The organism is Pseudomonas sp. GL-B-26 (assembly GCF_019947405.1).
Taxonomy (GTDB): Bacteria; Pseudomonadota; Gammaproteobacteria; order Pseudomonadales; family Pseudomonadaceae; genus Aquipseudomonas.
Genome location: NZ_JAGYGJ010000002.1, coordinates 206,190 through 227,156 on the forward strand (window position 1 = coordinate 206,190; position 20,967 = coordinate 227,156).

Consider the following 20,967-nt stretch of genomic DNA (forward strand, 5'->3'; position numbering starts at 1 on the left):
GGAGTTCACAGTGAAACCGGTCAAAGTAGGCATCTGTGGGTTAGGGACCGTCGGTGGCGGTACCTTCAACGTACTTCAGCGTAACGCCGAGGAAATTGCTCGTCGTGCCGGGCGTGGAATCGAAGTGGCACAAATTGCCATGCGCACGCCAAAGCCTCAGTTCCAGACGACCGGTATTGCGATTACCAACGATGTCTTCGAAGTGGCCACGAACCCTGAGATCGACATCGTCATAGAGCTGATGGGCGGCTACACCGTTGCCCGCGAGCTGGTACTCAAAGCGATCGAGAACGGAAAGCATGTTGTGACCGCGAACAAGGCGTTGATCGCCGTTCACGGTAATGAAATTTTCGCCAAGGCCCGGGAGAAGGGCGTGATTGTTGCGTTCGAAGCCGCCGTGGCCGGTGGCATTCCGGTGATCAAGGCGATCCGTGAAGGCCTGTCGGCCAACCGCATCAACTGGGTCGCCGGCATCATCAACGGCACCGGTAACTTCATCCTTACCGAAATGCGTGAGAAGGGTCGCACCTTCGAAGACGTACTCGCCGAGGCGCAAGCCCTGGGTTACGCCGAGGCCGATCCGACCTTCGACGTTGAAGGCATCGACGCGGCCCACAAGCTGACGATCCTGGCGTCGATCGCGTTCGGCATTCCGCTGCAGTTCGACAAGGCCTACACCGAAGGCATCACCAAGCTGACCACCGCTGACGTGAACTACGCCGAAGCGCTGGGCTATCGCATCAAGCACCTGGGCGTGGCGCGCAGCACGGCGGCCGGTATCGAGTTGCGCGTGCACCCGACGCTGATTCCTGCCGATCGCCTGATCGCCAACGTCAACGGCGTGATGAACGCGGTGATGGTCAACGGTGATGCCGCGGGTTCGACCCTGTACTACGGCGCTGGCGCTGGTATGGAGCCGACCGCTTCGTCGGTGATCGCCGACCTGGTGGACGTGGTTCGCGCCATGACTTCCGACCCGGAAAACCGCGTACCGCACCTGGCCTTTCAGCCGGATTCGCTGTCGGCTCACCCGATCCTGCCGATCGAGGCCTGCGAAAGCTCCTATTACCTGCGCATCCAGGCCAAGGACCATCCGGGCGTGTTGGCGCAGGTGGCGAGCATCCTGTCGGAGCGCGGCATCAACATCGAATCGATCATGCAGAAGGAAGTCGAAGAACACGACGGCCTGGTGCCGATGATCCTGCTGACGCACCGTGTGCTGGAACAGCACATGAACGACGCGATCACCGCCCTGGAGGCCTTGGAAGGCGTGGTCGGCCCGGTCGTACGGATCCGCGTCGAGCACCTGAACTAAGCCGTTATCGTTCACCGGGCTCGCACGCGGGCCCGGCATTGCGAACACTGTCTATTGGAGCCAGTCATGCGTTATATCAGTACCCGCGGCCAGGCACCGGCCCTGAATTTCGAAGATGTCCTGCTGGCCGGTCTCGCCACCGACGGCGGTCTGTACGTCCCGGAAAACCTGCCACGTTTCACCCAGGAAGAAATCGCCTCCTGGGCCGGCCTGCCGTATCACGAGTTGGCCTTCCGGGTGATGCGCCCGTTCGTTGGCGGCAGCATCCCTGACGCCGATTTCAAAAAGATTCTGGAAGAGACCTACTCTTCTTCAGAGCACGGCGTGTTTTCCCACAACGCCGTGGCACCGCTGCGTCAGCTGAACGGCAACGAATGGGTGCTGGAGCTGTTCCACGGCCCGACTCTCGCGTTCAAAGACTTCGCTTTGCAGCTGCTGGGTCGTCTGCTTGACTACGTGCTGGAAAAACGCGGTGAGCGCGTAGTGATTGTCGGCGCCACCTCCGGCGACACCGGTTCGGCGGCCATCGAAGGCTGCAAGCACTGCGAAAACGTCGACATCTTCATCCTGCACCCGCACAACCGCGTGTCCGAAGTGCAGCGTCGCCAGATGACCACCATCTTTGGCGAGAACATCCATAACATCGCCATCGAAGGCAACTTCGATGATTGCCAGGAAATGGTCAAGGCCAGCTTCGCCGACCAGAGCTTCCTCAAAGGCACGCGTCTGGTGGCCGTGAACTCGATCAACTGGGCGCGGATCATGGCCCAGATCGTTTACTACTTCCACGCAGCGCTGCAGTTGGGCGGCCCGGCACGTTCGGTATCGTTCTCGGTGCCGACCGGCAACTTCGGCGACATTTTCGCCGGTTACCTGGCGCGCAACATGGGCCTGCCGATCAACCAGTTGATCGTCGCCACCAACCGCAACGACATCCTGCACCGTTTCATGAGCGGCAATCAGTACGTCAAGGACACCCTGCACGCCACGCTGTCGCCGTCGATGGACATCATGGTGTCGTCGAACTTCGAACGCCTGCTGTTCGACCTGCACGGTCGCAACGGCGCAGCGATTGCCGGCTTGATGGACACCTTCAAGCAAGGTGGCGGTTTCAGCGTCGAAGAGGAGCGCTGGACCGAAGCCCGCAAGCTGTTCGATTCGCTGGCCGTGGATGACGCTCAAACCTGCGAAACCATTGCCGAAGTTTTTGAGCAAACCGGCGAACTGCTGGATCCGCACACCGCTATCGGCGTGAAGGCGGCGCGCGAGTGCCGTCGCAGCCTGGATATCCCGATGGTGATCCTCGGTACGGCGCATCCGGTCAAATTCCCGGACGCAGTGGAAAAAGCTGGCGTAGGAAAAGCGCTCGAACTACCTGCACATCTTTCTGATTTGTTTGAGCGAGATGAGCGCTGCACCGTGCTGCCAAATGATCTGAAAGCCGTGCAGGCCTTTGTCAGCAAGCATGGCAACCGCGGCAAGCCTTTGTAACCGATTAAAACTGTCACATTTTGAAGCCCGTCTCCTGACGGGCTTTCTCATTTCTGCGTGCCACACTTGTCGGGTTTTCGCCCCATGAAGGACGGGCGAGTTGATCACGAAGGAAGTGGCAATGCTGTTTTTCAGAGGGTTAAAACCAGCCGCGTGCTGGATGTTTTTTTTAGTCGGCGCCCTGGGCTTTGCTCAATGGGGGAGCGCGTCGCAATTGGCGGCGACCGATTCCAAAGGATCGGTTGCTGGCCTAAGGATCGAGCTGGATGCTCAAGAGTTGAAATGGATTGCCGAGCATTCAAAAGTCATCGTCGCATCGGTGCAATACCCGCTGTACCTGTTCAAGGATAAGCACGGCCAATGGAGCGGCTTGAACAATGATCTGCTCAACCGCATCAGCGTGATGACGGGATTGCAGTTTGTTCACGAAGAATCGTTTTCCACCGATCAGTTGCTCGGGCGACTGGAAAGTGGCGTAGCGGACATGAGCACGACGCTGGCGATGAATGACGAACGCAAGACGTTTCTGGATTTCAGTCATGCGTTCGGTGGCGCTGGCTGGGTGTTCGTTGGGCGGGCCGGGGCGCCAGAGGTGCAATCCCTGGAGCAGCTGTCGGGAAGGGTTCTGGTGTTGCCAACCCGGCATGCGCTGGAGGCCACGATTCGCCGCGACTATCCCGACATTGAGCTGCGCTCGGTTAAAACCTACGCGGAGGCCCGGGCGCTGGTCGAGAGCGGTGAGGCCTATGCCACCATCGAAAACGAAACCGGAGCACAACTCTATCCGTCCGGGCAGCTCAAGGTCGGGTATACGGTGGAGGGCAAATGGGAGGCGGACCACTTGGCCGTACGCAAAGGTCAGCCTCAGCTGTCGAGCATCCTCAACAAGGCGCTTGAGGCGCTTGATCCTGCCGAATTGCGCGCCATTCGCCTGAAATGGCTCAATGGGATTGCCCCGGTCAAGGTGTCCGGCGTCTGGCACCGACTCGCCGAGTGGGGCTGCTGGGGAATGGTAATCGTCAGTCTGTTCGGCCTGATGTCCCTGCTCTGGAACCGACGGCTCACGGTATTGATCCAGCAGCGCCTGGATGCCGAGAAAAGTCTGAGTGATCAGCTTGCCTTCCAGCATGCGTTGATGGACGCCATGCCCGATCCGATGTTTGTTCGTGATCTGGAGGGGCGTTTGATCATGTGCAACAAAAGTTATGAGGAGGGCTTGTCGACCCGTTTCGACCAGGTTCAGGGACGACAGCTGATTGAGCTGGACGTCTTGCCCAAAGAAACCGCTGAACTGCTGCATGCAGAGTTCATGGCCCAACTCGGTACGCGCAAGACGCGCTTCACTGAGCGTCAATTGATGTTCAACAACGGCGTCAGGCATGTCTATCAGTGGACGGTGCCTTTTTACGGTGCCGACGGACAATTGCGGGGCCTGCTGGGAGGATGGACCGATATTGGCAAGCGTAAGACGCAGGCGTGACGCGGCTGTTTTTTATCTGTCATCTTGGCCGTGCATGCTCTATTGACCCGCGGCGCAGGTTCACCAGCAATCGGTATCCAGAACTTTATTCTCGAGCCAGTGGTCATTTACTGTAGGCACGCCCCAGGCACTTTGTTTTCGGACTATTGAGTGGTGATCGAGATGGAAAGTATCAGTCTATTGCTCGGTGAAGCTCTGAGCCCGTATCAGGTAACGTTGACCCCGTCGGGGACCCATGGCGAATGCCTGGTGACACTTAAGAATGCGACCGGTGCGATCGTGGTCGAGCGGGCGTTCAATCAGGCCCAGTTGACCAGCAAACGTCTGTTGACGGATGTCGTCGACGGATTGCATCGCGACGTGCTGATCGCCGAAGGTCGGCTGGAGCCCTGCGTCATCGCGGCGTTACGTAATGCTGCTCAGGACAAGATCCTGGCCAACCGAAATTGAATTGTTTTTTGTGGGAACCTTCCTGCGCTTAGGTCAGTCAGACCATGTAACAGCAGGATCAAGCATTGTGCTCCGGTGCTTGTAGCTTGCTGTTACTGGTCTTTATATAGGCCACGTTTAACCCCGAGTCGTCTCCCCACTTCTCGGGGTTTCTTTTTGCCTGCGATTTGTCATTGCTCGGCCTGCTGCAGGAAAAATGCACGACTGGCTTCCAGGTAGTCGCTGCGACTTTCGGGGTCCAGCCAGGCGGCATATGCCTCGCTCAAATGATCGTGGGGCAGGGTGCGCAGCAGTTGGTTGATCTCGATGATTGCCTGCCTGCCCTGGGGGGTGTCGGTACAGCCGATGTAACCGGACAGGTATTTGCCCGTGCCGCTAATCGGGTAGAACTGCAATTCATCTTCCGCGATCCCTTGCTGCTGGGCCTGGTAGCGGATCTCCGAGCGGTACCCCAGCAGCATCCGCAAGCGCCCCAGGCGTTGCATTTGCAACAGGCTGCCCAAGGCATCGTTACCGTAGTGGAGGGTCAGTGAGTTGGCTGGCGCTTGTTTGAGTAGCGCGTCGAGATATTCGCCGTAGTTGCGCTCGGCAATTATGCCCAGTTTCTCGCGGCCACTGGCCAGCAGGGCCGCCAGGTCCACTTCGCCGTCCTTGATAAAGGGCGCCAGCACCTCGCGATCAACACGCCGCACGGCCAGGCCATTACTCATGGCCCGAAACACTGGAATGGAAAACGCGATCCAGCTATCGCGCTCCTTGCTCCAGTTCAGCGCTGCATCGCACGTGAGGGATGGCTCGTGGAGCATTTGCAAGCCACGAGCGCGATTGACTCGCATCAGGGAGTGTTCATATTGCGGCATGCGGGCGATCAGCAGCGGTAACAGTTGATCGATGACGCCCTGGCCCTTTTTCGATCCTTCGAAAATCATCAGCGGTGGAAGGTCGCGCAACAGCCAGACCAGGGTTTCCTTCGGTTGCGCCAACGTTGGCTGAGCCTGGCCGGCGAGCAACAGGAAAAAGGCGAACGCGCACAATGCTCGTCCGTCGCGTGTCAGGCAGTGGTTGATGGGCCGCGCAAGCAGGCGCCTCAGCTTAGATGGCCCCGTCTTCACGCAGTTTTGCGATCTGTTCCTTGTCGTAACCAAGATCGTTGAGTACCTGCGCATTGTGTTCGCCCAACTGCGGCCCGACCCATTCCGAAGTGCCGGGTGTCTCTGATAGTTTCGGCACGATTCCCGGCATCTTGAAATCTTTGCCGTCCGGCAACTTGGCCTTCAGGAACATTTCCCGAGCCAGGTACTGCGGATCACTGAACATATCTTCAGCACTGAAGATCCGGCTGGCCGGTACGTCGGCCTGATTCAACTGCTCGATGATGGTGTCCAGCGGCAGCGAATTGACCCAGCGATCAATCACCCCATAAATCTCGTCGCGACGGCTATCGCGTCCGTCGTTGCTCGCCAATACAGGGTCATTGGCCAAGTCCTCGCGACCAATGATCAGCATGAAGCGTTTGAAGATCGCGTCGCCATTGGCGCCGATCTGCACATGTTTGCCGTCGGCACTGGTGTGGATCGAGGAGGGCGTGATGCCCGGCATGATGTTGCCGGTGCGCTCGCGGATGAAGCCGAACACGTCGAACTCGGGGACCATGCTTTCCATCATGGCGAAGATCGCTTCATACAGCGCCACATCCACGACTTGGCCGAGGCCACCGTTAACCTCGCGATGACGCAGGGCCATTAATGCGCCGATCACGCCCCAGAGCGCGGCAATCGAGTCACCAATGGAAATCCCGGTGCGCACCGGTGGTCTGTCTTCGAACCCGGTGATGTAACGCAGACCGCCCATGGATTCACCGACGGCACCAAAGCCTGGCTGATCCTTCATCGGTCCGGTCTGACCGAAACCCGAGAGACGCACCATCACCAGTTTCGGGTTCAGAGCGTGCAAGACGTCCCAGCCCAGACCGAGTTTTTCCAACACGCCCGGGCGAAAATTCTCGATCAGAATGTCCGCTTCGCTGAGCAGTTTTTTCAGGATCGCCAGGCCCTCGGGGTGTTTGAGGTTCAGGGTCAGGGATTTTTTGTTGCGCGCCTGGACGAACCACCACAGCGAGGTGCCTTCATACAGTTTTCGCCATTTGCGCAACGGATCGCCGCCATCCGGGGACTCGATTTTGATCACCTCGGCACCGAACTCGCCGCAAATGCGCGAGGCAAACGGCCCGGCGATCAGCGTTCCCAATTCAATGACTTTCAGACCTGAGAGCGGTTTTCCGGTGAGCGGCATGCTGGATCCTGTAGGACAAAGGTTGAGCGGATACAGGGTTTTAACATAGCCGAACGTCAGACGACCAAGGTTGATCGCCTTCAATTCGTGGATTGCCTACCGCATCGGTTAGACTTGCCGCCTTTCCCCGTATCAAGAAGCCCGTTCATGGCCCAGCCGTCCACGACCTACAAGTTTGAACTGAACCTTACCGACCTCGATCGCAGCGTGTACGAGAGCGTGAAGCAGACCATCGCCCGCCACCCTTCGGAAACCGAAGAGCGCATGACCGTGCGGCTGCTGGCCTACGCCTTCTGGTACAACGAGCAGTTGTCGTTCGGTCGCGGTCTGTCAGACGTGGACGAACCTGCCCTGTGGGAAAAGAGCCTGGACGACCGTGTCCTGCACTGGATCGAAGTCGGCCAGCCAGACGCCGATCGCCTGACGTGGTGCTCGCGTCGCACCGAACGCACCAGCCTGCTGGCTTACGGCAGCCTGCGCGTCTGGGAGACCAAAGTGATCCCGGCGATCAAGAACCTGAAAAACGTGCACATCGCTGCTGTTCCGCAGGAAGTGTTGGAAACCCTGGCCAAAGACATGCCGCGGGTTATCAAGTGGGATGTGATGATCAGCGAAGGGACGATTTTCGTCACCGACGACCGTGGTCAGCACGAAGTCCAGTTGCAGTGGCTGAGCGGCGAACGCGGCTGATTACTCGCTGCTGGTCAGCGTTACCCGTTTTTATCCTACGTATTCAAGAGAAGCACCTGTCACCCCATGCGCATCGAACCTCGCCTGTTGCCCGACACCCTGCCATTCCTCGGTGATCTGCCGCCGCTGCTGACCCGTCTGTACGCGGCGCGGGGCGTGCTGTCGGAGGCTGAACTGGACAAGAGCCTGGCGCGGTTGATTCCGTACCAGCAACTCAAAGGCATCGATTCCGCGGTGGATTTGCTGGTGACGGCACTGGAGCAGCGTCAGCGGATTCTGATCGTCGGTGACTTCGACGCCGATGGCGCGACAGCCAGTACCGTGGGCATGTTGGGCTTGCGCCTGCTTGGCGCGGCGCACGTCGACTATTTGGTGCCGAACCGATTCGAGTACGGCTACGGCCTGACGCCGGAAATCGTTGAAGTGGCGCTGACTCGTACACCACAGTTGCTGATCACTGTGGACAACGGCATCTCCAGCGTTGAAGGCGTGGCGGCGGCGAAAAAGGCCGGGCTCCAGGTGTTGGTCACCGATCACCACTTGCCCGGTGAAGAGTTGCCGTTGGCCGATGCCATCGTCAATCCCAACCAGCCAGGTTGCGAGTTCCCGAGCAAGGCGCTGGCCGGCGTCGGGGTGATTTTCTATGTGCTGATGGCCCTGCGTGCGCGCTTGCGCAGCCTCGGTTGGTACGAGAGCAAGCCGCAGCCGAACATCGGCGAGTTGCTGGACCTTGTGGCCCTGGGCAGCGTCGCCGACGTGGTACCGCTGGATGCCAACAACCGGATTTTGGTGCACCAAGGCCTGGAACGGATTCGCGCCGGGCGTGCTCGGCCGGGGATCAAGGCGATCCTCGAAGTCGCCAAACGTGACCACGCGCGCATCACCTCTACCGACCTGGGTTTCATTGTTGGCCCGCGTCTGAACGCGGCGGGGCGTCTGGATGACATGAGCCTGGGGATCGAATGCCTGCTCACCGAAGACGCCGGTCTGGCGCGTGAAATGGCGGCTCAACTTGACGGTATGAACCAGGACCGCAAATCCATCGAGCAGGGCATGCAGCGTGAAGCGCTGGCTCAACTGAAGGATTTGCCGGTCGAGTCGATGCCGTTCGGCTTGTGCCTGTTCGATCCCGAGTGGCACCAGGGTGTCATCGGCATCCTCGCATCGCGTATGAAAGAACGCTATTTCCGTCCGACCATTGCCTTTGCCGATGCCGGCGATGGCTTGCTCAAGGGCTCGGGGCGTTCGGTTCAGGGTTTTCATATTCGCGACGCGCTGAGCGTGGTGGCCGCGCAGCATCCGAACCTGATCAGCAAGTACGGCGGCCATGCAATGGCCGCCGGCCTGACGCTGCCGGAAGCGAATTTTCCGTTGTTCGCCGAAGCCTTTGATGCGGAAGTGCGTAGGCAAATGCGCGAAGAAGACCTGACCGGGCGATTGCTGTCGGACGGCACGCTGGCGGTCGAGGAATTCCACCTGGAACTGGCCCGCGCCCTGCGCCATGCCGGTCCATGGGGGCAACATTTCCCGGAGCCATTGTTCCACGGTGTGTTCCAGCTGGTCGAGCAGCGGGTGGTCGGCGAGCGACACCTCAAAGTGGTGCTGAAGAGTGAATGTGGTTCGGTAAAACTGGATGGCATTGCCTTCGGAATCGACCGCGACATCTGGCCGAATCCGACCATCAAGTGGGTGGAATTGGCCTACAAACTCGACCTCAACGAGTTCCGTGGCAACGAGACGGTGCAGTTGATGATTGCCCACATCGAACCGCGTTGAAGCGATCTTCTGGCACCCAATCCATCTGAACCCTCCCTCATCCCCCGATGTCGACTAGTCTCTAAGCACTGCTTGATTATCCTTGTGACGTCTTGTCGAATTTTTTGCCCGCGGGGGCGGGTGCTGCACCTTTTTCCTGTCACTCGTCGACTTTTCAAACAGAACCCTGGAGCCTGCCCACTGATTCGAGAGGTGCCCCATGAGTCTGCTGCTTGAACCCTATACCCTTCGTCAATTGACCCTGCTCAACCGCATTGCGGTGTCGCCGATGTGCCAGTACTCCAGCGTTGATGGACTGGCCAATGACTGGCACCTGGTCCACCTTGGCAGCCGCGCTGTCGGCGGCGCCGGCCTGGTATTTACCGAAGCCACGGCGGTCACCGCCGACGGGCGCATCACGGCCGAGGACCTCGGTCTGTGGAACGATGAACAGATCGAACCGTTGCAACGCATCACGCGCTTCATTGCGGCACAAGGCGCTGTGGCCGGCATTCAGTTGGCTCACGCCGGGCGCAAGGCCAGCACCCATCGGCCGTGGATCGGTAAACATGGCAGCGTCAAACCCGAAGACGGTGGCTGGATCCCGGTGGGCCCATCGCCGATTGCTTTCGACCCGCAGCACACACATCCCAAGCCGCTTGATGAAAGCGAGATCGCTGAGGTCATTCAGGCCTTTGTCGCTTCGGCTCAGCGAGCACTGACCGCCGGTTTCAAAGTGGTGGAAATACACGCCGCCCACGGTTACCTGTTGCATCAGTTTCTTTCGCCCCTGAGCAATCAGCGGCGCGATCAATATGGTGGTTCGTTCGAGAATCGCATCCGGCTGGTGCTGCAAGTCACCGAAGCGGTGCGTGCGGTGTGGCCTGAAGAGCTGCCGCTGTTCGTGCGGGTGTCGGCCACCGATTGGGTGGAAGACGGCTGGAACCCGGATGAAACCGTGGAGCTGGCGCGACGCCTCCACGCGTTGGGCGTAGACCTGATTGACGTCTCTTCGGGCGGTACGGCGGCCAACGCAGAGATTCCAACAGGTCCCGGTTATCAGACCCGCTTCGCTGAACGTGTGCGCAAAGAGTCAGGCATTGCCACGGGCACGGTAGGAATGATTACCGAGCCGGCGCAGGCCGAGCACATTCTGCGCACCTGCCAGGCCGACATCATCTTTCTCGCCCGTGAGCTGCTGCGTGATCCGTACTGGCCGCTGCATGCCGATGATGACCTGGGTGGACGCAAGGCCATCTGGCCGGCGCAGTATCAGCGGGCCACCCATCGTGAACAGCCGATTCATGAGTCGGATTTGCGCGACTGAGTGATGCAGTAAAACCAAAAAGCCCCGGTCGTTGTGATCGGGGCTTTTGCGTTTCTACAGCTGTCAGGTGTACTTACGCTTATCCGGCGCAGGCGGGAAGTACTGATACAACCAGGTTTCACTCAACGTCCGGTCATTGGTACGAATGAACAACCGCAGTTCCACCGGCGCCACGCTGTCATTGGTCGGGTACCAGTCAAAGGTAATGCGGTAACCCTTGATGTCATCCAGCACCAGCACGTTGAAATCCTTCACTTGCCCATTCGAGCACGTGACCACCGGCTCGATCCCCGCGCCTTCCGGCAAGCGGTCCAGACCGCCGCCCGTGAAGTCCACGGCAAACCGTCGCGCCCAGACCTCCGGGTAATGTTCGCCCGGCGCCCAGCCTTCGATGAAGCCGCCCATGCCCGAACGAGTGGCGTTGACCCGCGCCAACGGCGTGCCGACCGGAGGCAGTGCGCTCCAGTACAGCTTGTAGCCGTAGTTCAGGGAGTCGCCGGCCGCGACCGGTTTCTTCGGGGTCCAGAACGCGACGATGTTATCCAGGGTTTCGCCGGTTGTAGGAATTTCCAGCAGATCGATAGAGCCTTCGCCCCACGCGGTCGTAGGTTCTACCCACAGGCTCGGACGCTTGCTGTACCAGTCGACGGTGTCTTGATAGCTGTCGAACTCGTGATCGGTCTGCACCAGGCCGAAACCTTTCGGATCGGTGTCGGCGAAGGCATTGAATTGCAGGGTGGCCGGGTTGTTCAGCGGGCGGCAGATCCACTCGCCGTTGCCACGCCACATGGCCAGGCGATCCGAGTCGTGGATTTGCGGGTGAATCGTGTCGCACATGCGCCGTTCATGGGTGCCGCAGCTGAACATGCTGGTCATCGGCGCGATGCCCAATTGTTCGATGGCGGTACGCGCATTGATGTGGGCATCGATGCCCATGACGACCTGGCTGGCCTGACAGTCGATGTCGAAACGGTAAGCGCCGGTCGCGCTCGGTGAATCCAGCAGGGCGTAGACCACGAAGCGGGTGCTGTCCTTGTCCGGGGTCTCGAACCAGAACTTGGTGAAGTCCGGGAATTCTTCACGCTTCTTGGCATAGGTATCGATCGCCAGGCCGCGTGCCGACAGACCGTATTGGCCCGAGGCATCGACCGCACGGAAATAGCTGGCGCCGAGGAAGGACAGCACGTCGTGCTGGTCCAGCTCCGGGGCCTTGAACAGCTTGAACCCGGAAAACCCCAGGTCGCCCGTGAGCTGTTTGGTATCGACCGTGGTTTTCTCATAGTTGAACAGGGACGGGCGGAAATGCACCTCTCGCGCCTGACGCGTCTTGGGGTCGACGCTGTACATGCGCACCGGTTGCTTGAAACCCATGCCGACGTGGAAGAACTGCACATCCAGCTGACCGTTGAGGTCATTCCACAGCGAGTGGTTGCCGTCGTAGCGGATCGCGTTGAAATTTTGCGGCGTCATGGTCGCCAGGGTCGGCGGCAACACCTGCTTGGTGTCCTGATAGCGATTGCCGGCGAGCTGCTTGGCCTGGATTTTCAGCGCTTCAAAGTCGAAAGCCTGAGCTTCGCCGTCCGCCGCGCCATTACCGGCCCAGGCCCGCGAAGCCAGCAGACCGGTGGCTGATAATCCGGTGTAGGCAGCGATGGCCATGGATGCTTTGAGCAAATTCCTGCGGTGCATAAGTTCAACCTGTCGTGAACAATCCCGCGCCGTTCCTGGCACGTGCTGGATCAAAAATAAAAGGTTCGGACATGCCTTCGGCCAAACGCAACGGTCATTTAACAGATAACAAATAGCTTAAACCGTTCGGTTGCGTAGAAAAAATGATTGGTAGCACTTTGGCTTCGTGGCAATGAAACAAGAAATGTCGGTTAAGTTTTCCGACAGTACTTTCTGATTTATAGGGCATTTCTGCTTTTTTTGACTAATTACTCTAAAAACCGCTTTTCAGCGCCCGGATAGTTTCTATTCTGTGGTCATGACCGGTTTCTGCCCTTCAGGCCGGCGACTGACAAAAAGGAGAGGGCGATGCGGTTTTTGAAGTTTTCTCGGGCTTATAGAAGGACATCGTCCATGACGAAAGTACAAGGCATCACCCAGTTGCTGGGAATCCTTCCTTGCCTGACCACTGTGCGCCGAAGGCGTCGGGTCAGTTCGGACGAGATGAAGTTGTTGGAGCGCTATCGGGAGCTGTCGGAAAGCGACCAGATTGCGATGCGATATCTGGTGGATGCGATGAGGAGTGTTTCGCGGTTTTGAAAAGGAGAAGGCTTTGGCCGTGACACAGGTGTCGCGGTCAGATCCTACAGAGCGGTAGGAACCCGACTACGATGAGCGGCGGTTGCAGACTTGCACGCCAAGTATTACGTTTCACGGCAGAGTAATACTCGAGGAGAGCATCATGACGACAACCATGACCAGCAAAGGGCAGGTCACTATTCCCAAGCCTATTCGCGACGCGCTGCACCTGACACCAGGTTCGGCCATAGAGTTTAGTGTCAACGCGCAAGGCGAGGTGGTGCTGCACAGCCATAAGGCAGTAGCCGACAAGACAGCCACACTCGACCGATTTGAGGCTGCGCGTGGTAAAGCGGATATCAAATGGCGAACCGACGATTTGATGGCATTGCTGCGAGGTGAGGACTGATGATATTGGTCGACACGAATGTGTTGATTGATGTTCTGGAAGACGACCCCGTCTGGGCTGACTGGTCCATTCAACAGCTACGTGCTCAATCCCAGATTCATGAATTGGCCATCAATCCGATTATTTACGCCGAACTGTCCCATACATTCACCACGTTTGAAGCGCTGGATGATGCGGTTACACAGCTCGGTTTGGCGATGCGGGAAGTCCCGCGTCCCGCCTTGTTTTTGGCCGGAAAGGCCTTTGTTCGTTACCGGAAAGTAGGCGGCGGAAAAAGTAACGTTTTGGCGGATTTTTTCATCGGTGCGCATGCCGCAGTGAAAAAGCTGCCGCTACTGACTCGGGATGCCAAGCGTTACCGCAGCTATTTTCCTTCGGTTGAATTGATAGTGCCGGCCTGAGACCTTTGTGTCTCAACGGATAAACCTGCCGAGATGGTTATTCGTGGAGGTTTTGAGGGGGAGGCTAACAAAAGGGGGCAGACTGTGAAGTCTGCCCCTTTTTCATTTTTTCACTCTACCTTCAACTGCAAGTGCCCACGATCGTGAACGGCCGTTGTGCCTGCATCAGATCAGGCATGTCCCGCCACTTGATCCAGGCCTGATGCTGCCAATGCAGCAGCGGCACCGAGATGCCTGCCCACTGCAATGAACTCAGGCTTGGAATGTTATCCACAGGAGCCGTTTTCGAATCACGCAGCATTGGGATGACTACGTTACTCAGCCATTGGCGCAGGTTTCGGTTTTCCGGGACGAAATGGTGTACCAAAAGGGCGTACATCCCTGATTCGCGGACCATCAGTGATTCGACTGTTTTCCCATTCTTGAGCAACCAGACGTATCGACGCTGATCGGGATCGAGTTTTAGGGTGAGACGTTGATCCATCGGGCGGCCCATCAAGCGACCGAGATCCTGGACGCAGAACCAGGCTTGGTTGTCCTGCATGAAGGCGTGGAGGAAGCGGTTGTGGCGGGTGAAGACGGTTGGGGTGAAATGAGGATGGGTTTCAGACGGATTTAGCGTGTGTTCAAGCATTTTTTCGACTCCAAGTTGAAAAGGGAGCCGCCACTCAGAGGAGCGCGGTTGCGCCATATTGATTGTGTTCCGGCTTCGACCCCGGGTCGCTGATTTGGCAGCGACGAGGTAAAGCCTATCGTTCAGGCGCTCGCGGCGCCAAGTCTACTCTGCCGCCGCATGCTGTAGGAATTGGGGCTTTTACCGGAAAGTTCGGTCTGTAGGAATTTCCTGTTTTTGCATGAGAGTCAGCGCCACACGGCATTTGACTGGAATCTCTGTTTTTCATTGCCTATGGTCAAAAAGCGCCAAGGAAATTTCGGTGCTTATGGACAGGGTTTAAAAATGGAGAATGCCTTGAAAGTATCCCTCAAACAGATAAACGGTCCTTGGGACCTGGGATGGGTGCTGGACAAGCACATGATAAGTAGTACCTTTCTAGGGGAAGATGAGCATGGAAAACCACGTTTCGATAACCACCGTACCGAGGTAGGACAGGCAACCTACCAGCTCAAATACCAGAAGGATTGGAGTCAAGTGGGCCCTCTTGCTCAAGCTGTAGCTACGAATGTTTTACCTAAACTTACTCAAGTAGGGTTCGTAGTTCCTATGCCGGCTTCGAATGTACGTGCACGACAACCCGTTACTGAGGTTGCCATGGAGTTAGGACGAATAATAGGGAAGCCTGTATTCTCGGATTTACTCCGAAAGGCCGCTACGGGGCAATCGCTTAAAGATTTGCATTCTAAGGCTGAAAAGGTTGCTGCTATCGGAGCTAGCTTCAGTGTGAATGATGAAATTACCAATACAGGCTGCTGGAATATTTTGGTCGTTGATGATTTGTTTGACAGTGGGGCGTCAATGGATGCCGCCTGCGCTGCTTTACGTAAATATCCCAAAGTGGGAAAAATCTACGTCGCGGCATTAACTTGGAAATGAGATAGATGACAACTGTATTCATTGCGGGCTCTATTAATATCAAACACCTTGATCCGAAGGTTAAAGAGCGTATCAATAATATCGTTGATTCAGAGTTTGATGTCGTGGTGGGTGACGCAGGCGGAGCCGATACTTCTATTCAAGAGTATCTGTTGAGCCTGGCTCGATCTAAAACTACTATTTATTGCAGTGGCGTGGCCCCGCGAAACAATCTCGGAGAATGGCCGGCTAGAACAGTGGAAACCAAGCACTCCAAAGGGTCGCGAGCTTTTTTTACGGCGAAGGATGTTGTCATGGCCGAGGCCGCGGATTACGGCTTGATGATATGGGATGCAAAAAGTACTGGAACACTGAGTAACGTAATTGAGCTGTTGTCTAGAAAGAAAAAGTCTCTCGTTTTCGTTAATAAAGAAAAAGCTTTTAAGGTGGTAGGGAATGTGAGTCAGCTTGAGGAACTTGTTGCGTTTATGTCGGATTACGCTAAACAAAAGGCAGATGAAAAAATCAAGCTTTTCGATCGCATATCTTTGCTGAAGCACGATCAAGCAGAACTGTTGCTTTGATGGTTTTCTCTTCAGTCAATAGTTGTCATTAACTCCCCTTTCTCTAGGCGTGTGAGAAAGGGGATATTTCAGCGACGGCACCACTAGCGGTGCCGAGGGAGCAAAAAAACTTATCGACTAACCTTCCAAGCATCCCCCGCCGGCGCAGTCCCATGGTCATACGGCTTGGCAAGCCACATGTAAACCAGCCCCAACCCAATCACGATCGCAGTACTCAACACCATCGCGTAGTTGATGTACCACGCCGCATCCGGCGTACGCGGCCAGGCCATGTTGATGATCGCGCCGACGCCATAAACCAGTGCGCCGATGTTCACTGCCCAGCCCCAGGCACCGAGGGTGAACTTGCCACTAGGTTTCCAGCCCTTCATACGCGCATACAACGCGGCGAGCACGATCATCTGGAACGCCAGGTAGATACCGATGGCCGCGAAGCTGACGATGGTTGCCACCGCATCCTGCAGGAAGAAGCCCAGCACAATGATCAGTGCTGGCAGGACGCCGGACACGAACAGCGCAGCAACCGGAACCTGAGTCGTAGGGGAAATCTTCTTCAGCAGTGAGCTGCCGATGATCATTTCATCCCGAGCGTAGGAATACAGCAGACGACTCGCCGCCGCTTGCAGGCTGATGACGCAGGAGATGAAGGAAATCATGACCACGCCCATCACCACTTTCGAACCGACCGGGCCGAAGGCGTTGTTGAGAATGGTGGTGACCGGATCCTTGTCGGTGCCGTTGATCACTGCTTGCATGTCTGGCACGGCGAGGATCAGCGCCAGGCAGGCGAACATCGCCGCGATGCCGCCGATGTAGATGGTCATGCGCATGGCCACCGGGATCTGTTTGCTCGGGTTCGGGGTTTCTTCGGCCACATCGCCGCAGGCCTCGAAGCCGTAGTACAGGAACATCCCCGCCAGCGAGGCGGTGAGGAACGCCGGCAGATACGAGCCGTCGACGCTGATATCGAAGGTGTTGAACAACACACTGATCGATTGATGACGCTCGAAGATCAGCAAATAAAGGCCGACGATCACCGCACCGACCAGTTCGCAGAGGAAGCCGAACATGGCGATCCGTGCCAGCACCTTGGTGCCGCTGAGGTTGACCAGCGTGGCGAACAACGTCAGGAACAGTGCGATGACGATGTTGGTGTTGTTGCTCGGTTCAAAGCCCATCATGGCGGCCAGGTATGGACCGGCGCCCACCGCAACAGCCGCGATGGTGACGCACAGGGCGATGGAGTAGATCCAGCCGACCATCCACGCCCAGCGCTTGCCCACCAAGCGACGAGCCCACGGGTACACGCCGCCGGAAATCGGGAACTGCGAGACCACTTCACCGAAGATCAGGCACACCAGCAACTGGCCGCAGCCGACCAGCAAATAGGCCCAGAACATCGGTGGCCCACCGGCGGCGAGGCACAGGCCGAACAGGGTATAAACCCCTACGACCGGAGAGAGATAAGTGAAGCCCAGGGCGAAGTTTTCCCATAGGCTCATGCTGCGATTGAAGTTCGAGGTGTAGCCCAGCTTGCGCAGTTGCTCGGCGTCGCTGTCAGCGACGGGTACAGCGAGTTCGGGTGTTGAATCCATGGTGTTAGCTCCGGAAAATCGGCAGATTTCGGATGTCCGAAACCGTGGCAGGGCCATGACGGCGCTGCCCGGATCGGTGGTTATTGTTTTGTGTTGCGGTGAGGCCATCGCGAGCAGGGGAATGCGCCTGCTCGCGAAGCTTTTTTAATGCTTGAACATCACATGCCGAACGACGGTGTAGTCCTCCAGCCCGTACATGGACATGTCCTTGCCATAACCGGACAGTTTCTGACCGCCGTGCGGCATTTCGCTGACCAGCATGAAGTGTGTATTCACCCAGGTGCAGCCGTACTGCAAGCGTGCGGACAAGCGATGCGCACGACCGACGTCCGAGGTCCAGACCGACGAGGCCAGGCCGTAGTTAGAATCGTTGGCCCAGCCCAGCACCTGTGCTTCATCGGCGAATTTGGTCACCGATACCACCGGCCCGAACACTTCACGACGGACGATTTCATCGTCCTGTTGTGCGTCGGCCAACACCGTTGGTTCGAAGAAGAAGCCATTGCCTTCAACCGCTTTGCCGCCGGTGATCAATCGGATATGCGGCTGCGCCAAAGCACGCTCGACAAATCCGGCCACGCGGTCGCGATGTTGCGCGGTGATCAACGGGCCCAGCTCGGTCGACGGATCGTCCTGCAAACCGTACTTGATGCTGCTGACCGCTTCGCCGAGCTTCTCGACGAATTTGTCGTAGATGCCTTCCTGCGCATAGATGCGGCAGGCGGCGGTGCAGTCCTGGCCGGCGTTGTAGAAACCGAAAGTACGGATGCCTTCCACGGCGGCGTCGATGTCGGCGTCGTCGAAGATGATCACCGGGGCTTTGCCGCCCAGTTCCATGTGCATGCGTTTGACGCTGTCGGCGGTGCTGGAAATGATGTTCGACCCGGTGGCAATCGAGCCGGTCAACGAGACCATGCGCACTTTCGGGTGTGTGACCAGCGGGCTACCGACTGTAGGACCGCGACCGAACACCAGGTTAAGCACACCGGCCGGGAAAATATCCGACGCCAGTTCTGCCAGACGCAGCGCGGTCAGCGGGGTTTGTTCCGACGGCTTGAGCACCACGGTATTACCCGCCGCGAGGGCCGGGGCGATTTTCCAGGCGACCATCATCAATGGGTAGTTCCACGGTGCGATGGAGGCGATCACGCCGACCGGGTCGCGGCGGATCATCGAGGTGTGGCCGTGCAGGTATTCACCGCCCGCCGAACCGCTCATGCAACGGCTGGCGCCGGCGAAGAAACGGAACACGTCGGCAATCGCCGGGATCTCGTCGTTCAGTGCAGCGCTGTAAGGTTTACCGCAGTTGTCCGATTCCAGTTTGGCCAGCTCTTCGCCGTGTGCTTCGATGGCGTCGGCGAGTTTGAGCAGCAGCAGCGAACGTTCTTTCGGCGTGGTTTGCGACCAGCCTTCGAAGGCGCTGTCGGCGGCACGCACGGCGGCATCGACCTGGGCTTCACTGGCTTCGTTGATTTCCACCAACACACGACCGAGGGCCGGGTTGAACACCGGTTGGGCGGGGCCTTCGCCGTCGATCAGTTGGCCATTGATCAAGAGTTTGGTTTGCATGGCTTTGTCCTCTTTCTACCGCAAATTCATTATTGGAATTGTCAGGAAAATCACTTGCCACCACTGCCCGCAACGCTTTCGCCGCCACGGGTCAGGTAATAGGCGCCGAGGATCGGCAGCATGGTCACCATCATCACCAGCATCGCGACGACGTTGGTCACCGGCACGTCCCGTGGGCGGCTGAGCTGGTTGAGCAGCCACAGCGGCAGGGTGCGTTCATGGCCGGCGGTGAAGGTGGTGACGATGATTTCGTCGAACGACAGTGCAAACGCCAACATGCCGCCGGCCAGCAACGCCGAGCCGAGGTTCGGCAGGACGATGTAGCGGAAGGTCTGCCAGCCATCGGCGCCAAGGTCCATCGAAGCTTCGATCAAACTGTGAGAAGTGCGACGCAACCGGGCGATGACGTTGTTGTAGACGATCACCACACAGAAGGTCGCGTGACCGACGATGATGGTGAACATTCCCGGCTCGATCCCCAGCGTCTTGAAGGTCGCCAGCAATGCGATGCCGGTGATGATCCCCGGCAAGGCAATCGGCAGGATCAGCATCAGCGAGATGCCTTGCTTGCCGAAGAAATCCCGGCGGTACAACGCCGCCGATGCCAGTGTGCCGAGGACCAACGCAATCAACGTCGCGACGGAAGCGATTTGCAGCGACAGCTTGATTGCTTCCAGCACGTCCGGTCGCGAGAACGCCACGCCGATCCACTTCAGGGTGAAGCCCTTGGGCGGGAAGCTGAACGCTGCGTCTTCGGTGTTGAAGGCGTACAGGAAGATGATCAGGATCGGAAAGTGCAGAAACACCAACCCGCCCCAGGCGGCGATGCGCAGGCCGAGCGAGGCTTTCTCCCCGTGCGTTTCTGGCCTTGGTTTTTTTGCATCAGAGCGCATCGAAGGCCCCCAGTCGTTTCACGACAGTCAGGTAAATGGCGATCAACACAATCGGCACCAACGTGAAGGCCGCGGCCATCGGCATGTTGCCGATCGCGCCTTGCTGGGCGTACACCATGCTGCCGACGAAGTAGCCCGGCGGGCCCACCAGTTGCGGCACGATGAAGTCGCCCAGGGTCAGTGAAAAGGTGAAGATCGAACCGGCCGCGATGCCCGGAATCGACAGCGGCAGCGTCACTTGCATGAAGGTCTGGCGTGGCTTGGCACCGAGGTCGGCCGACGCTTGCAGCAACGACGGCGGCAGACGTTCCAGCGAGGCCTGGATCGGCAGGATCATGAACGGCAGCCAGATGTAGACGAACACCATGAAGCGGCCCAGGTGCGAGGTCGACAAGGTGCTGCCGCCGACGCCCGGAATGCCCAGAATGAACTGCAAAACCGGCTCAAGCCCCAGGTGTTGAACGAACCACTGCGCCACACCGCCCTTGGCCAGCAGCAAGGTCCAGGCATACGCCTTGACGATGTAACTGGCCCACATCGGCATCATCACCGCGATGTAGAAAAACGCCTTGGTTTTGCCGGTGGTATAGCGCGCCATGTAGTAGGCGATCGGGAACGCGACGATGGCGCTGGCGATCGAGACGACGACGGCCATGCTCAAGGTGCGCAGGATGATGTCGAAGTTCGACGGCTGGAACAGCGCAGCGAAGTTCGCCAGGGTCAGGTCGGGCGTGACCGCCATGGTGAAGTCATCGAAGGTGTAGAAGCCTTGCCACAGCAGAACCAGCAGCGAACCGAGGTAGATCGCGCCGAACCACAGCAGCGGCGGCACCAGCAGCAGTGACAGGTAAAAGTTCGGCCGGCGATACAGCAGGTTGGAAAACCTGCGCAACGGCGAGCCGCCGGCCGGGGTTTGAGGGAGAGCCACGCTGTTCATC

20 protein-coding genes are annotated in these 20,967 nt (G+C 58.1%); 12 read left to right on the top strand and 8 right to left on the bottom strand.

Translation table 11 applies throughout. The features are described from left to right. Positions 1-10 precede the first annotated feature (10 nt). From KGB23_RS02345 to KGB23_RS02360, 4 genes are all read left to right on the top strand, one after another. Positions 11-1,315 (top strand): homoserine dehydrogenase, encoded by a 1,305-nt coding sequence (locus tag KGB23_RS02345; RefSeq protein WP_150654769.1) that lies wholly within the window; start codon positions 11-13, stop codon positions 1,313-1,315. A 66-nt stretch (positions 1,316-1,381) separates the two neighbouring features. After that, positions 1,382-2,806, top strand: coding sequence for a threonine synthase (thrC, locus tag KGB23_RS02350; RefSeq protein ID WP_223429719.1), 1,425 nt, complete (start codon positions 1,382-1,384; stop codon positions 2,804-2,806). 121 nt (positions 2,807-2,927) lie between these two features. After that, positions 2,928-4,286 carry a transporter substrate-binding domain-containing protein gene (locus KGB23_RS02355; protein WP_223429720.1) on the top strand — a complete coding sequence of 453 codons (1,359 nt, stop codon included), beginning with the start codon at positions 2,928-2,930 and terminating at the stop codon, positions 4,284-4,286. Positions 4,287-4,448: 162 nt separating this feature from the next. Then, positions 4,449-4,736, top strand: a complete 288-nt coding sequence (locus tag KGB23_RS02360) for a DUF3509 domain-containing protein (RefSeq protein ID WP_033056390.1) — start codon at positions 4,449-4,451, stop codon at positions 4,734-4,736. Positions 4,737-4,906: 170 nt separating this feature from the next. Here the strand turns inward: KGB23_RS02360 and KGB23_RS02365 are convergent, their stop codons facing one another. Together KGB23_RS02365 and KGB23_RS02370 are read right to left on the bottom strand one after the other, a co-directional pair. Then, positions 4,907-5,902, bottom strand: a complete 996-nt coding sequence (locus KGB23_RS02365; RefSeq protein ID WP_223429721.1) for a TIGR02285 family protein — start codon at positions 5,900-5,902, stop codon at positions 4,907-4,909. Then, positions 5,829-7,028 (bottom strand): CaiB/BaiF CoA transferase family protein, encoded by a 1,200-nt coding sequence (locus KGB23_RS02370; protein ID WP_223429722.1) that lies wholly within the window; start codon positions 7,026-7,028, stop codon positions 5,829-5,831. The genes KGB23_RS02365 and KGB23_RS02370 overlap by 74 nt, the downstream gene beginning before the upstream one ends. 147 nt (positions 7,029-7,175) lie before the next feature. Here KGB23_RS02370 and KGB23_RS02375 point away from each other — a divergent pair, with 147 nt between their 5' ends. The 3 genes from KGB23_RS02375 (at position 7,176) to KGB23_RS02385 (ending at position 10,800) form a co-directional block, all read left to right on the top strand. Next, a complete protein-coding gene (locus KGB23_RS02375) occupies positions 7,176-7,718 on the top strand; it encodes a YaeQ family protein (RefSeq protein ID WP_007897614.1) in 543 nt (180 codons plus the stop codon). Between the two features lie 66 nt (positions 7,719-7,784). Continuing rightward, positions 7,785-9,494 carry a single-stranded-DNA-specific exonuclease RecJ gene (recJ, locus tag KGB23_RS02380; RefSeq protein WP_223429723.1) on the top strand — a complete coding sequence of 570 codons (1,710 nt, stop codon included), beginning with the start codon at positions 7,785-7,787 and terminating at the stop codon, positions 9,492-9,494. Between the two features lie 199 nt (positions 9,495-9,693). After that, on the top strand, positions 9,694-10,800 hold the full coding sequence (locus KGB23_RS02385; RefSeq protein WP_223429724.1) for an NADH:flavin oxidoreductase/NADH oxidase: 1,107 nt from the start codon (positions 9,694-9,696) through the stop codon (positions 10,798-10,800). A 63-nt stretch (positions 10,801-10,863) separates the two neighbouring features. Here KGB23_RS02385 and KGB23_RS02390 read toward each other — a convergent pair whose 3' ends face one another. After that, the gene (locus KGB23_RS02390; RefSeq protein WP_223429725.1) at positions 10,864-12,489 is read right to left on the bottom strand and encodes a glucan biosynthesis protein D; all 1,626 of its coding nucleotides are present in this window, start codon (positions 12,487-12,489) and stop codon (positions 10,864-10,866) included. A gap of 393 nt (positions 12,490-12,882) precedes the next feature. On the opposite strand from KGB23_RS02390, the gene KGB23_RS02395 reads away from it, so the two are divergent. The 3 genes from KGB23_RS02395 to KGB23_RS02405 all read left to right on the top strand — a co-directional run bounded on the left by KGB23_RS02395 (position 12,883) and on the right by KGB23_RS02405 (position 13,857). After that, on the top strand, positions 12,883-13,068 hold the full coding sequence (locus tag KGB23_RS02395) for a hypothetical protein (RefSeq protein ID WP_008151642.1): 186 nt from the start codon (positions 12,883-12,885) through the stop codon (positions 13,066-13,068). Positions 13,069-13,210: 142 nt separating this feature from the next. Continuing rightward, the gene (locus KGB23_RS02400; RefSeq protein ID WP_223429726.1) at positions 13,211-13,456 is read left to right on the top strand and encodes an AbrB/MazE/SpoVT family DNA-binding domain-containing protein; all 246 of its coding nucleotides are present in this window, start codon (positions 13,211-13,213) and stop codon (positions 13,454-13,456) included. Next, complete coding sequence (locus tag KGB23_RS02405; RefSeq protein WP_140677731.1) at positions 13,456-13,857, top strand: type II toxin-antitoxin system VapC family toxin; 402 nt, start codon at positions 13,456-13,458, stop codon at positions 13,855-13,857. Before KGB23_RS02400 ends, KGB23_RS02405 begins: the two co-directional genes overlap by 1 nt. Before the next feature lie 121 nt (positions 13,858-13,978). On the opposite strand, the gene KGB23_RS02410 is transcribed toward KGB23_RS02405, so the two are convergent. Next, positions 13,979-14,491 carry a Bro-N domain-containing protein gene (locus KGB23_RS02410; protein WP_223429727.1) on the bottom strand — a complete coding sequence of 171 codons (513 nt, stop codon included), beginning with the start codon at positions 14,489-14,491 and terminating at the stop codon, positions 13,979-13,981. Positions 14,492-14,707: 216 nt separating this feature from the next. Here KGB23_RS02410 and KGB23_RS02415 point away from each other — a divergent pair, with 216 nt between their 5' ends. Both KGB23_RS02415 and KGB23_RS02420 read left to right on the top strand, forming a co-directional pair. Further along, entirely contained in the window at positions 14,708-15,409 is a 702-nt protein-coding gene (locus KGB23_RS02415; protein ID WP_223429728.1) for a ComF family protein, read from the top strand. Positions 15,410-15,414: 5 nt separating this feature from the next. Then, complete coding sequence (locus KGB23_RS02420) at positions 15,415-15,972, top strand: hypothetical protein (RefSeq protein WP_223429729.1); 558 nt, start codon at positions 15,415-15,417, stop codon at positions 15,970-15,972. 110 nt (positions 15,973-16,082) lie between these two features. On the opposite strand, the gene KGB23_RS02425 is transcribed toward KGB23_RS02420, so the two are convergent. The 4 genes from KGB23_RS02425 to KGB23_RS02440 all read right to left on the bottom strand — a co-directional run bounded on the left by KGB23_RS02425 (position 16,083) and on the right by KGB23_RS02440 (position 20,966). Then, entirely contained in the window at positions 16,083-17,567 is a 1,485-nt protein-coding gene (locus KGB23_RS02425) for an APC family permease (protein ID WP_223429730.1), read from the bottom strand. Positions 17,568-17,711: 144 nt separating this feature from the next. Then, on the bottom strand, positions 17,712-19,136 hold the full coding sequence (locus tag KGB23_RS02430; RefSeq protein WP_223429731.1) for a gamma-aminobutyraldehyde dehydrogenase: 1,425 nt from the start codon (positions 19,134-19,136) through the stop codon (positions 17,712-17,714). Positions 19,137-19,186: 50 nt separating this feature from the next. Beyond that, positions 19,187-20,029, bottom strand: a complete 843-nt coding sequence (locus KGB23_RS02435) for an ABC transporter permease (protein WP_223429732.1) — start codon at positions 20,027-20,029, stop codon at positions 19,187-19,189. Further along, the gene (locus KGB23_RS02440) at positions 20,019-20,966 is read right to left on the bottom strand and encodes an ABC transporter permease (protein WP_223429733.1); all 948 of its coding nucleotides are present in this window, start codon (positions 20,964-20,966) and stop codon (positions 20,019-20,021) included. Before KGB23_RS02440 ends, KGB23_RS02435 begins: the two co-directional genes overlap by 11 nt. Position 20,967 lies beyond the last annotated feature (1 nt).

Excerpts from the sequence above, each read along its gene's own strand:
- KGB23_RS02400 (WP_223429726.1), top strand. The coding sequence starts at position 13,211 with ATGACGACAACCATGACCAGCAAAGGGCAGGTCACTATTCCCAAGCCT.
- KGB23_RS02440 (WP_223429733.1), bottom strand. The coding sequence starts at position 20,966 with ATGAACAGCGTGGCTCTCCCTCAAACCCCGGCCGGCGGCTCGCCGTTG.
- KGB23_RS02370 (WP_223429722.1), bottom strand. The coding sequence starts at position 7,028 with ATGCCGCTCACCGGAAAACCGCTCTCAGGTCTGAAAGTCATTGAATTG.
- KGB23_RS02420 (WP_223429729.1), top strand. The coding sequence starts at position 15,415 with ATGACAACTGTATTCATTGCGGGCTCTATTAATATCAAACACCTTGAT.
- KGB23_RS02360 (WP_033056390.1), top strand. The coding sequence starts at position 4,449 with ATGGAAAGTATCAGTCTATTGCTCGGTGAAGCTCTGAGCCCGTATCAG.
- recJ (WP_223429723.1), top strand. The coding sequence starts at position 7,785 with ATGCGCATCGAACCTCGCCTGTTGCCCGACACCCTGCCATTCCTCGGT.
- KGB23_RS02425 (WP_223429730.1), bottom strand. The coding sequence starts at position 17,567 with ATGGATTCAACACCCGAACTCGCTGTACCCGTCGCTGACAGCGACGCC.
- KGB23_RS02410 (WP_223429727.1), bottom strand. The coding sequence starts at position 14,491 with ATGCTTGAACACACGCTAAATCCGTCTGAAACCCATCCTCATTTCACC.
- KGB23_RS02435 (WP_223429732.1), bottom strand. The coding sequence starts at position 20,029 with ATGCGCTCTGATGCAAAAAAACCAAGGCCAGAAACGCACGGGGAGAAA.
- KGB23_RS02405 (WP_140677731.1), top strand. The coding sequence starts at position 13,456 with ATGATATTGGTCGACACGAATGTGTTGATTGATGTTCTGGAAGACGAC.
- KGB23_RS02375 (WP_007897614.1), top strand. The coding sequence starts at position 7,176 with ATGGCCCAGCCGTCCACGACCTACAAGTTTGAACTGAACCTTACCGAC.
- KGB23_RS02355 (WP_223429720.1), top strand. The coding sequence starts at position 2,928 with ATGCTGTTTTTCAGAGGGTTAAAACCAGCCGCGTGCTGGATGTTTTTT.
- KGB23_RS02430 (WP_223429731.1), bottom strand. The coding sequence starts at position 19,136 with ATGCAAACCAAACTCTTGATCAATGGCCAACTGATCGACGGCGAAGGC.
- KGB23_RS02390 (WP_223429725.1), bottom strand. The coding sequence starts at position 12,489 with ATGCACCGCAGGAATTTGCTCAAAGCATCCATGGCCATCGCTGCCTAC.
- KGB23_RS02385 (WP_223429724.1), top strand. The coding sequence starts at position 9,694 with ATGAGTCTGCTGCTTGAACCCTATACCCTTCGTCAATTGACCCTGCTC.
- thrC (WP_223429719.1), top strand. The coding sequence starts at position 1,382 with ATGCGTTATATCAGTACCCGCGGCCAGGCACCGGCCCTGAATTTCGAA.
- KGB23_RS02365 (WP_223429721.1), bottom strand. The coding sequence starts at position 5,902 with ATGCGCAGGTACTCAACGATCTTGGTTACGACAAGGAACAGATCGCAA.
- KGB23_RS02395 (WP_008151642.1), top strand. The coding sequence starts at position 12,883 with ATGACGAAAGTACAAGGCATCACCCAGTTGCTGGGAATCCTTCCTTGC.